At 40.2% G+C, this 11,934-nt stretch carries 5 protein-coding genes, 3 rRNA genes and 1 other annotated feature (1 of these 9 running past the window's edge); of the genes, 7 read left to right on the forward strand and 1 reads right to left on the reverse strand.

From position 1 onward, the window contains the following. Positions 1-202 (forward strand) — a binding site (T-box leader); it begins 34 nt to the left of the window's first position. Positions 203-261: 59 nt separating this feature from the next. The 6 genes from serS to rrf all read left to right on the forward strand — a co-directional run bounded on the left by serS (position 262) and on the right by rrf (position 8,335). After that, positions 262-1,542, forward strand: coding sequence for a serine--tRNA ligase (gene serS / locus BR52_RS11260; protein WP_034572827.1), 1,281 nt, complete (start codon positions 262-264; stop codon positions 1,540-1,542). Between the two features lie 140 nt (positions 1,543-1,682). Further along, a complete protein-coding gene (gene msrA / locus BR52_RS11265; protein WP_034572830.1) occupies positions 1,683-2,213 on the forward strand; it encodes a peptide-methionine (S)-S-oxide reductase MsrA in 531 nt (176 codons plus the stop codon). 117 nt (positions 2,214-2,330) lie between these two features. Then, a complete protein-coding gene (locus BR52_RS11270) occupies positions 2,331-2,954 on the forward strand; it encodes a histidine phosphatase family protein (protein WP_034572835.1) in 624 nt (207 codons plus the stop codon). Between the two features lie 481 nt (positions 2,955-3,435). After that, positions 3,436-4,990, forward strand: a 16S ribosomal RNA gene (locus tag BR52_RS11275). Positions 4,991-5,208: 218 nt separating this feature from the next. Then, positions 5,209-8,130: ribosomal RNA gene (locus tag BR52_RS11280) — 23S ribosomal RNA — on the forward strand. 89 nt (positions 8,131-8,219) lie between these two features. Further along, positions 8,220-8,335 (forward strand): 5S ribosomal RNA (gene rrf / locus BR52_RS11285). The 16S, 23S and 5S rRNA genes sit together here, the layout of an rRNA operon. A gap of 382 nt (positions 8,336-8,717) precedes the next feature. Here rrf and BR52_RS11290 read toward each other — a convergent pair. Continuing rightward, positions 8,718-10,178, reverse strand: a complete 1,461-nt coding sequence (locus BR52_RS11290) for a lytic polysaccharide monooxygenase (RefSeq protein WP_034572838.1) — start codon at positions 10,176-10,178, stop codon at positions 8,718-8,720. Positions 10,179-10,399: 221 nt separating this feature from the next. Here BR52_RS11290 and BR52_RS11295 point away from each other — a divergent pair, with 221 nt between their 5' ends. Then, positions 10,400-11,872, forward strand: a complete 1,473-nt coding sequence (locus tag BR52_RS11295; RefSeq protein ID WP_034572843.1) for an AcpB/EbpR/MafR family transcriptional regulator — start codon at positions 10,400-10,402, stop codon at positions 11,870-11,872. Positions 11,873-11,934 lie beyond the last annotated feature (62 nt).

Below are 11,934 nucleotides of genomic sequence, written 5' to 3' on the forward strand. Positions count from 1 at the left end.
AAATACAAGTAGAGAGTCAGTGGTTGGTGAAAACTGATGGTTTGTTTTTTTGAATCCCTCACGCGAAGTAAACAATGAACCCATTTGGCCCAAATTGTTTCGGAATCAGTCCGTTATCAAACTGTTATTGAGTGTAGATACATGTTGTAGTGTGTCTAAATTTGGGTGGTACCGCGAATTTTCGAGCCATTTCGTCCCATAAGTATATGTGGATGGAAGGGCTCTTTTTATTTTTATTAAAAACAGAAAGGAAGATGAACAATGTTAGATATTAAACGTTTAAGAAGTGACTTTACAACCGTAGAAGCAAAATTAGCAACTAGAGGTGTAAAAAAAGAATTATTAGAAAATTTTGTCGTATTAGACAATAAGCGTCGTGAATTAATTGTCGAAACTGAAAATTTAAAAAAATACCGTAATGAAGTATCAGGTGCGATTGCAACGTTAAAACGTAACAAGGAAAATGCAGATGATAAAATTACAGAAATGCGTGAAGTTGGCGATAAAATAAAAGGATTAGATGAAGAATTAGCAGCTATTGATGAAAGCATTAATGAAATTGCTGCAGGATTGCCGAATCTACCTAATGATTCTGTACCAATCGGTAAAGATGAAGAGGATAATGTAGAAGTACGTCGTTGGAGTGAACCTGCTACATTTGATTTTGAACCAAAAGCTCACTGGGATATTGCAGAAGAATTAGATATATTAGATTTTGAACGAGGAGCGAAGGTATCAGGAAGCCGTTTTGTATATTACAAAGGGTTAGGAGCAAGACTGGAACGTGCCTTGTATAATTTTATGCTAGATTTACACACTGGGGAACATGGTTATCAAGAAATGTTGACACCTTATTTAGCAAATAGCAGATCAATGTATGGAACTGGTCAATTTCCAAAGTTCAAAGAAGATGTTTTCCAAATTGAAAATGAAGATTTAACGATGATTTCAACAGCAGAAATCACTTTAACAAACTATTATCGTGATGAATTTATCCCAACAGAACAATTACCTGTTTATTTCACAGCCCTAAGCCCAGCATTTAGATCAGAAGCAGGTAGTGCAGGACGTGACACCCGTGGTTTGATTCGTTTACACCAATTTAATAAGGTTGAAATGGTGAAATTCAGTAAGCCTGAAACGTCATATGATGAATTAGAAAAAATGACTCATGATGCCGAAACAGTTTTACAAAAGTTGAATTTGCCATACCGAGTATTGGCTTTATGTACAGGAGACATGGGTTTTTCAGCTGCTAAAACGTATGATTTAGAGGTTTGGATCCCAGCGCAAGAAACTTTCCGTGAAATTAGCTCATGTTCAAACTGTGAAGATTTCCAAGCGCGCCGTGCGATGATTCGTTACCGCAATGACGAAGGAAAAACAGACTATGTTCATACGTTAAACGGATCAGGTTTAGCAGTAGGAAGAACATTTGCAGCAATTTTAGAAAACTACCAACAAGCAGATGGATCAGTCAAAATTCCAGAAGTATTAGTTCCTTATATGGGTGGCGTTACAGAAATCCGTAAACCAAAATAATTATTACCGAAGACTCTCTTTCCTTTTAAGGAGAGGGAGTTTTTTTAGGTCACTTATTTTTACCAAGGCGAATTAATTGTCACTTACTCTTAAGATGCTATACTTAAATTGTTATTTATATAGAAGAAAGGGGTAGTATAATGAGTAAAAAACAATTAGAAAAAGCAATATTTGCTGGAGGCTGTTTCTGGTGCATGATAAAACCTTTTGATACAGAGCCCGGTATTATCTCTGTGGTGGCAGGTTATACAGGAGGTCATACGATTGCACCGACTTATCGAGAAGTTTGTAGTGAAACCACAGGACATACAGAAGCTGTTGAAATTACCTTTGATCCGACAATTTTTAGCTATCAGCAATTAGTTGAAATTTATTGGAGACAAACCGATCCGACAGATGCCAGCGGTCAATTTGCAGATAGAGGTTCATCCTATCGACCTGTCATATTTTATTTAAATGAAGAACAACGAAAGGTTGCAGAAGCATCCAAACAAGATCTAGCTGAAAGTGGCCGTTTTAAAGCGCCAATAGTAACAACAATTGAACCTGCTAAACCATTCTATCCAGCTGAAGAATACCATCAAGACTATTACAAAAAAAATCCCTCTCATTATAATGGCTACCGACAAGGTTCAGGACGAGGCCCATTTCTTGAGGAAAACTGGAAATAAAGTAGTAAAGAAGATAATTTAATTATCTTCTTTTTATTTTTCCTTCTATATATAGTTCATTTCAAGATATTGAAAAATTGTGATAGACTAAAGAGTAGAAAATAGGAGTGTGATGAAATGACAAAATTGTATTTTGTTAGACATGGAAAAACAGAATGGAATCTAGACGGACGTTTCCAAGGAGGAACCGGAGATTCAGCTCTTTTAGAAGAATCATTAAAAGACGCGACTTTAACAGGAAAAGCCTTAAAAAATATAGAATTTAAACAAATCTATGTAAGTCCACAAAAGCGTGCAAAGGATACAGCCAAATTGATTTTAGCCGAAAGAGAAGAAGCGATCCCTTTAATAGAAGAAAAGGACTTGAGAGAGTTTGGTTTTGGCGAATGGGAAGGCAAGCATTTTTCATATGCTTTAGAAACTGAACCAGAAGAGTTCCATCATTTAAGAGAGCAGCCTGAAAAGTACAACCCAGCTAATTTTGGTGGCGAAACTTATCCAGCCTTAATTGAACGTAGCTTAAATGTAATTCATACTGCATTGAAAGAACATTCAGATGAAAATTTATTATTTGTTGCTCATGGAGTAACATTAACAGCAATCATCCAAAGCCTTTTAGGAGCAGAAATTAAAGATATCCGATCAAATGGTCTAATGAGTAATACAAGTATTTCTGTTTTAGAAGTTAAAAATACAACGACAACCTTGATAAAATGGGATGATACAGACCATTTAAGCTAAAATGTATATTTAAAAATAGAAATCAATTTTTATTCATAAATAAAGAAAGAAAATAACTGAGAGATAAGACGAACTATATCGTGAGTATGCTTACCTTTAGTTCGTTTTAACTTGCTAAATCATAACCTAATAAATAGAATAGATTAAATTGTTCATGTTTTTGAAATTCTTTTATTTTTTTAACAAAAAGTGTTGACGAACCTTGATATACCTGTTATATTTATACATGTCGCTAGGACGTAACAACAACTTAGCGAAAAAGAAAATAAAAAAAGTTGTTGACACAAACTTCTAAACGTGCTAATATATAGAAGTTGTCAAAACAACAATGAAACAACTTAGACCTTTGAAAACTGAACAAAGTAAGACGAACCAAATGTGTAGGGTCTCTTGACTAGGTCAAGAGAAACAAACAAAATAGTGAATAATTATTCGCTAGCAATCAAAAATGAGCATAAGACTTCGGTCTTAATCATAACTTTTATATGAGAGTTTGATCCTGGCTCAGGACGAACGCTGGCGGCATGCCTAATACATGCAAGTCGAACGCACGAAGTTGAAAAGCTTGCTTTTCGACCAAGTGAGTGGCGGACGGGTGAGTAACACGTGGGTAACCTGCCCATAAGAGGGGGATAACATTCGGAAACGGATGCTAATACCGCATATTTCAAGTGACCGCATGGTCGCTTGATGAAAGGTGGCTTCGGCTACCACTTATGGATGGACCCGCGGTGCATTAGTTAGTTGGTGAGGTAATGGCTCACCAAGACCATGATGCATAGCCGACCTGAGAGGGTGATCGGCCACACTGGGACTGAGACACGGCCCAGACTCCTACGGGAGGCAGCAGTAGGGAATCTTCCGCAATGGACGAAAGTCTGACGGAGCAATGCCGCGTGAGTGAAGAAGGTTTTCGGATCGTAAAACTCTGTTGTTAGAGAAGAACAAGGATGAGAGTAACTGCTCATCCCCTGACGGTATCTAACCAGAAAGCCACGGCTAACTACGTGCCAGCAGCCGCGGTAATACGTAGGTGGCAAGCGTTGTCCGGATTTATTGGGCGTAAAGCGAGCGCAGGCGGTTCTTTAAGTCTGATGTGAAAGCCCCCGGCTCAACCGGGGAGGGTCATTGGAAACTGGAGAACTTGAGTGCAGAAGAGGAGAGTGGAATTCCATGTGTAGCGGTGAAATGCGTAGATATATGGAGGAACACCAGTGGCGAAGGCGACTCTCTGGTCTGTAACTGACGCTGAGGCTCGAAAGCGTGGGGAGCAAACAGGATTAGATACCCTGGTAGTCCACGCTGTAAACGATGAGTGCTAAGTGTTGGAGGGTTTCCGCCCTTCAGTGCTGCAGCTAACGCATTAAGCACTCCGCCTGGGGAGTACGACCGCAAGGTTGAAACTCAAAGGAATTGACGGGGACCCGCACAAGCGGTGGAGCATGTGGTTTAATTCGAAGCAACGCGAAGAACCTTACCAGGTCTTGACATCCTTTGACCACTCGAGAGATCGAGCTTTCCCTTCGGGGACAAAGTGACAGGTGGTGCATGGTTGTCGTCAGCTCGTGTCGTGAGATGTTGGGTTAAGTCCCGCAACGAGCGCAACCCTTATTACTAGTTGCCAGCATTCAGTTGGGCACTCTAGTGAGACTGCCGGTGACAAACCGGAGGAAGGTGGGGATGACGTCAAATCATCATGCCCCTTATGACCTGGGCTACACACGTGCTACAATGGATGGTACAACGAGTCGCGAAGTCGTGAGGCCAAGCTAATCTCTTAAAGCCATTCTCAGTTCGGATTGTAGGCTGCAACTCGCCTACATGAAGCCGGAATCGCTAGTAATCGCGGATCAGAACGCCGCGGTGAATACGTTCCCGGGTCTTGTACACACCGCCCGTCACACCACGAGAGTTTGTAACACCCGAAGCCGGTGAGGTAACCTTTTAGGAGCCAGCCGTCTAAGGTGGGATAGATAATTGGGGTGAAGTCGTAACAAGGTAGCCGTATCGGAAGGTGCGGCTGGATCACCTCCTTTCTAAGGAATATTACGGAAACCCCACACATTCGTCATTACTTTGTTCAGTTTTGAGAGGTCTAATCTTCTCAACTGAAATTTGTTCTTTGAAAACTGGATATTGTAAGAAAGCAATTTATGAAAAAAGAAACAATGTATACACCGCGTTTTAAATGAGTTTTTTAACGTTCTTATCGTAAGATAAAACGTATTAACGACAATTTTGAGTAATCAAAATAGGTTAAGTTAATAAGGGCGCACGGTGGATGCCTTGGCACTAGGAGCCGAAGAAGGACGGGACTAACTCCGATATGCTTTGGGGAGCTGTAAGTAAGCTTTGATCCAAAGATTTCCGAATGGGGGAACCCAGCATCTTTTATAGGATGTTACTACTAACTGAATACATAGGTTAGTAGAGGTAGACGCAGAGAACTGAAACATCTAAGTACCTGCAGGAAGAGAAAGAAAATTCGATTCCCTGAGTAGCGGCGAGCGAAACGGGAAGAGCCCAAACCAAAGAGCTTGCTCTTTGGGGTTGTAGGACACGACATTAAGAGTCATAAATGAATTTTGTAGAAGAAGCGACTTGGAAAGGTCCGCCGAAGAGGGTAAAAGCCCCGTATTTGAAACAAAGTTCACTCTGTTGTGTATCCTGAGTACGGCGGAACACGAGAAATTCCGTCGGAATCCGCGGGGACCATCCCGCAAGGCTAAATACTCCCTAGTGACCGATAGTGAACCAGTACCGTGAGGGAAAGGTGAAAAGAACCCCGGAAGGGGAGTGAAAGAGTACCTGAAACCGTGTGCTTACAAATAGTTAGAGCCCGTTAATGGGTGATAGCGTGCCTTTTGTAGAATGAACCGGCGAGTTACGATTACATGCGAGGTTAAGTTGATAAGACGGAGCCGCAGCGAAAGCGAGTCTGAATAGGGCGAATGAGTATGTGGTCGTAGACCCGAAACCAAGTGACCTACCCATGTCCAGGTTGAAGGTGCGGTAATACGCACTGGAGGACCGAACCCACGTATGTTGAAAAATGCGGGGATGAGGTGTGGGTAGCGGAGAAATTCCAATCGAACTTGGAGATAGCTGGTTCTCTCCGAAATAGCTTTAGGGCTAGCCTCGGAATTAAGAATCATGGAGGTAGAGCCACTGTTTGGACTAGGGGCCCTTCTAGGGTTACCGAATTCAGATAAACTCCGAATGCCATTGATTTATATCCGGGAGTCAGACTGCGAGTGATAAGATCCGTAGTCGAAAGGGAAACAGCCCAGACCACCAGCTAAGGTCCCAAAGTTACTGTTAAGTGGAAAAGGATGTGGGGTTGCTTAGACAACTAGGATGTTGGCTCAGAAGCAGCCATCATTTAAAGAGTGCGTAATAGCTCACTAGTCGAGTGACCCTGCGCCGAAAATTTACCGGGGCTAAACAGTACACCGAAGCTGTGGATAGAACCTTAGGGTTCTATGGTAGGAGAGCGTTCTAAGGGCGTTGAAGCTAGATCGTGAGGACTAGTGGAGCGCTTAGAAGTGAGAATGCCGGTATGAGTAGCGAAAGACGGGTGAGAATCCCGTCCACCGTATGACTAAGGTTTCCTGGGGAAGGCTCGTCCTCCCAGGGTTAGTCGGGACCTAAGCCGAGGCCGATAGGCGTAGGCGATGGACAACAGGTTGATATTCCTGTACCAGTTTGTTTTGTTTGAACAATGGAGGGACGCAGTAGGCTAAGGAATGCGCGCTGTTGGATATGCGCGTCTAAGCAATAAGTCTTGAAGTGAGTTAAATGCTTGCTACTATAAGGACAAGTTGTGATGGGGAGGGAACTAATAGTACCGAAGTTCCTGATGTCACACTGCCAAGAAAAGCTTCTAGTTAGAAACAATCTGCCCGTACCGCAAACCGACACAGGTAGTCGAGGAGAGTATCCTAAGGTGTGCGAGAGAACTCTCGTTAAGGAACTCGGCAAAATGACCCCGTAACTTCGGGAGAAGGGGTGCTGACCAATTGGTCAGCCGCAGTGAATAGGCCCAGGCGACTGTTTATCAAAAACACAGGTCTCTGCAAAATCGTAAGATGACGTATAGGGGCTGACGCCTGCCCGGTGCTGGAAGGTTAAGAGGATGGGTTAGCTTCGGCGAAGCTCAGAATTGAAGCCCCAGTAAACGGCGGCCGTAACTATAACGGTCCTAAGGTAGCGAAATTCCTTGTCGGGTAAGTTCCGACCCGCACGAAAGGCGTAACGATCTGGGCACTGTCTCAACGAGAGACTCGGTGAAATTATAGTACCTGTGAAGATGCAGGTTACCCGCGACAGGACGGAAAGACCCCATGGAGCTTTACTGCAGTTTGATATTGAGTGTTTGTACAGCTTGTACAGGATAGGTAGGAGCCATAGAAGCCGGGACGCCAGTCTCGGTGGAGGCATTGGTGGGATACTACCCTTGCTGTATGACCACTCTAACCCTCACCACTAATCGTGGTGGGAGACAGTGTCAGACGGGCAGTTTGACTGGGGCGGTCGCCTCCTAAAGAGTAACGGAGGCGCCCAAAGGTTCCCTCAGAATGGTTGGAAATCATTCGTAGAGTGTAAAGGCAGAAGGGAGCTTGACTGCGAGACCTACAAGTCGAGCAGGGACGAAAGTCGGGCTTAGTGATCCGGTGGTTCCGCATGGAAGGGCCATCGCTCAACGGATAAAAGCTACCCTGGGGATAACAGGCTTATCTCCCCCAAGAGTCCACATCGACGGGGAGGTTTGGCACCTCGATGTCGGCTCATCGCATCCTGGGGCTGTAGTCGGTCCCAAGGGTTGGGCTGTTCGCCCATTAAAGCGGTACGCGAGCTGGGTTCAGAACGTCGTGAGACAGTTCGGTCCCTATCCGTCGCGGGCGTAGGAAATTTGAGAGGAGCTGTCCTTAGTACGAGAGGACCGGGATGGACACACCGCTGGTGTACCAGTTGTTCTGCCAAGAGCATCGCTGGGTAGCTATGTGTGGAAGGGATAAACGCTGAAAGCATCTAAGCGTGAAGCCCCCCTCGAGATGAGATTTCCCATTGCTTCGGCAAGTAAGACCCCTGAGAGATGATCAGGTAGATAGGTTGGAAGTGGAAGTACAGCGATGTATGGAGCGGACCAATACTAATCGGTCGAGGACTTAACCAAATAAATGGTGGAACACATGAATCAAAAAGTAAATTGCGCTTACAATATCCAGTTTTGAGAGAACGAAGTTGTCTCAACTAAATAAGAAGTGTGGTGGCGACAGCGAGAAGGATACACCTGTTCCCATGCCGAACACAGAAGTTAAGCTTCTCAGCGCCGATAGTAGTTAGGGGTTTCCCCTTGTGAGGGTAGGACGTTGCCACGCAACTGATTTAAGCATCTAGTAGTTTACTAGGTGCTTTTTTTTGTATATTACAAAGCAAAAGATAGCTTAGAAGATACCTAATGGGCTAAAAGCATAATTTCAAAATAAGAAGCGAATAAAGTTATGGCTAGAGGTGTAAATCTAAATATAGATACGTTAGAGGTATTCTAAAGCCATCTATTACAAGTGCTATTACCTAGTACAGTTACGTGACAATGATTTTTAAGCATCTATCAAGTACTAAACGGGTTACTTTTCAAAGCAGTATGACTCTTAAGAATAAGATGAGAGCAAAAGCTAAGTAAGTATATAGTGAGTAATTGAATAGTAATCTAAAAAGAATCCTTTAGCTATTTTAGCTAAAGGATTCTTTTTAGATTCGTTATTTTTCTAACATCCAAGAGTCAGTTTGATCAGGACGATTATTTTGACTCCACCATTTTGCGATGTAGTTATTTCCTTGATAAACAACTTTATCTCCACCAGTATATGCTTTGCTTGAGTTCCAATCAACTGAAGCGTTAGGAGTAATTAATTGCCAAACATCTGAAATGTCTGGTTGCTCACCTTGTGTCCACCATCTTGCTTTATATTCTAGACCATTATACATTACTTTTTCATTATATAGATAAACAGTATTAGCATTCCAAGTTGTTGAAGGATCTGGTTTTTCTTGCTCTTTTGTTGTGACAGAAATGATTTGGCTGTTAGCTGAACGATTGCCAGCTGCGTCAAATGCAACAATACTATATTTATAAGTTGTATTTGCTTTAAGCTCTTTATCTGTATACATTAAATCTGTTGTTACTTTGATTGATTTTCCATCACGATAAATTTCATAACCAGTTACTGCAACATTATCAGTTGAAGCATTCCAATGTAACATTGTAGAGGTGGCGGTTGTCATATGTCCCATTAAACCTTCTGGTGTTGAAGGTTTCTCAGTATCTATTAATGGTTTTTCTGGTGTTTTAACGGTTAATGCTTTGCTATTTTTTGATACATTTCCTGCAGCATCAAGTGCTCGGATTTCATAGCGATAAGTTGTTTTTTCAGTTACGTTTAAATCATCGAAGGCAGTATCCTTTGTTGAATCAATTACTTTACCATCACGTAAAATTTCATATTTTGAAATTCCAACGTTATCAGTAGAAGATTTCCACGAAAGTTTAATTTGGTTAAATGCTGTATGGTTTGCTTTTAATTCAGTTGGGCTAGTAGGAGCTTGTGTATCTTCTTCCACTGGACCATTTTTAACATTTACATCAATTACTTGATAAAAAGCGAAGTCAGTATCTGAAATGTCCCATGCACCTACAATAACATGATATCCAGTACGATCTGAAGGAATAGTTATTTGTTGTGTAACTATTTTTTCAGGAATTTTTCCAAAATCATTTTTTGTTGAAATTTTTTCTAAATTCTCACGTTTTAGTGGTTCATTGGGATTCCAACCTTGCTTTGTAATGAAATAGTTCCAGCTATGAGTGCTATGAGGAGCTGTTAATTGCCAAGTGATATCTAACTTGCCTGTGTTGATGTCTGTTTGATGCCAATTAGTATTTTGTACATCCATCGGCTCAAATCCACTAACGCCACCACTAGCAATTTTACCATCCTGTGGACTATTAGCGACACTTGGAAAGCCTTTAGGAGCTTCAATACTTTGGGGTTCCCATTGTGCTCGACCAACTTCTTTGTTTAAGTTTCCGCCTGAGGCAGTTCCTTTATATGCTCGACTTTCAGGTTGTAAAATATAACCATGAGCTAAACTTTCTTGGTTAAAAGCGACTAAACCTACCCCAATTGTTGCGACTAGCATAAGTGGTTTCATTAATTTCATTTTCATTTTCTCCCTTTTGGTACCGATTTTTTAATCTTTTTTAATTTAACTTTAGTATATAGGAATTATGAGTTCATTTAAAAAGGATTTTTTGCAGTGATGGATGAAAAAATAACAATTGAAATAACTTGTTTTTTTAAAATCTACTTTTTTTTTAATGTAAATAAAGTATAATAAAAACTTAAACGAATATAGTTTTGTTATTTTAAGGAGTTTTATAAATGAATAAAACAATCGAAAAGTTAATTATTGAAAAAGATATTAGAAGACAATTAACAATTCTTAGTTTATTGGAATCAGGGAAAATCGGACTAACTTATGGTGAGATTTCGATAAAATTAAATTGTTCTAAACGTACTGTTTTAAATGATTTTGAAAAGATAAGAGGGTTACTTCCTGAAAATTGGGAAATTGAGACAACTCGAAAAAGTGGACTTTATTTAAAAAAATGCCCATATGAGCCGATGGCTATTTTATATGAAAAAGTGTTGAATCAATCTCCTATGGTAGAAATTTTAAAGGGCTTACTAGTGAATAAACAATGCTCTATCGGCGAATGGTCGGAAGTTTTACATATTGGTGAAGATACTACAAAAAAATATTTTAAAAAATTGAATACTATTTTATTAGAGTTTGATTTAACGATTCATCCTTCCAAGTTGATTATTGAAGGAGATGAGATCAATATTCGCTATTTTTACAGTCGTTTGTTGTTTAGTTCTTCAGAGATAGTATCAGTACGAAAAGAAAATAGTGTGACCTTTAGATTGTTTCAAGAATTTTTTGAAGCAATTCTTGAGAAGCAACGTTTTCAGATTGATCTCGCCGTTTCATGGAGTTATATTATTGCAAAAAGACTAGAGTGTGATCTTCAAATTGGTTTGTATTCGGATTCGGATTTATCGTTATTTTATAAAGAATCGTTTTTAAAATATGAGAAACCATTAAATAAACTATTGAACAGTTTAAAATTAGAAAATAACATTAGTTTATGCAGAGAAGAGCAGGAGTTTTTATTTATTGTTCTTTTAGAAGCATCGTTGTCTTCAGAAGTGGTTGTGGATGAACATCCTTCTATTTTTAATAATGCCACGAGGAAAATGCTTGAATGCTGTATGGATTTTTCAGCTGCAGTATGCCGAAATACAAGCTTAAAAGGAATTGAAAAAGAGTACGGAGAGCATTGTTATCAATTGTTAAACACAAAAGTAGTGTTGGGGAAAGTGTCTAAATTACTACAAAAAACTGAAGAGGGAATTAGTTTAGAGGTGGAAGCGAGTTATGGCGACTGGTTAGATGTGATAAAAGGAAACAGCAAGTTGCTTCCTAGTGATTTGATAACTGAAATTTCTTATTTTGAGGATTTGATGATAGAGCTAACTTTATTATTAATCGCTTGTCAGTCACAACATCAACAAGATAAAAAAATAGTAGTTCTCGCGGTGAATAGTTATCCTATTTGGTTGCAATTTGTTCGAGAAAATTTGGAGGTTAATCTTAATCGCTCAATTGAATTTGTTGATTTTTGTGACAAACCTTCTGCAATCAATGAAATTATTTTGTTACAGCCTGATGTAGTTATTACGAATCAAAAGCTTGATTTTCCAAAGGAACTTTTATGTATTTGGATTTCAAAAGTTCCAAGCTTTATTGAAATGCAACAAGTGATTGAAAAAGTTCATAGACTAATGTAGAAGGTTATAAAAGTGACAAATTACTTAAGAATGTTAAAAGATAACGCTAGATGTGCTATAAT

The organism is Carnobacterium divergens DSM 20623, from assembly GCF_000744255.1.
GTDB classification, from domain to species: Bacteria; Bacillota; Bacilli; order Lactobacillales; family Carnobacteriaceae; genus Carnobacterium; species Carnobacterium divergens.

Bases quoted from the DNA above. Each gene is read 5' to 3' on its own strand.
- serS (WP_034572827.1), top strand. From the start codon at position 262: ATGTTAGATATTAAACGTTTAAGAAGTGACTTTACAACCGTAGAAGCA.
- msrA (WP_034572830.1), top strand. From the start codon at position 1,683: ATGAGTAAAAAACAATTAGAAAAAGCAATATTTGCTGGAGGCTGTTTC.
- BR52_RS11270 (WP_034572835.1), top strand. From the start codon at position 2,331: ATGACAAAATTGTATTTTGTTAGACATGGAAAAACAGAATGGAATCTA.
- BR52_RS11290 (WP_034572838.1), bottom strand. From the start codon at position 10,178: ATGAAATTAATGAAACCACTTATGCTAGTCGCAACAATTGGGGTAGGT.
- BR52_RS11295 (WP_034572843.1), top strand. From the start codon at position 10,400: ATGAATAAAACAATCGAAAAGTTAATTATTGAAAAAGATATTAGAAGA.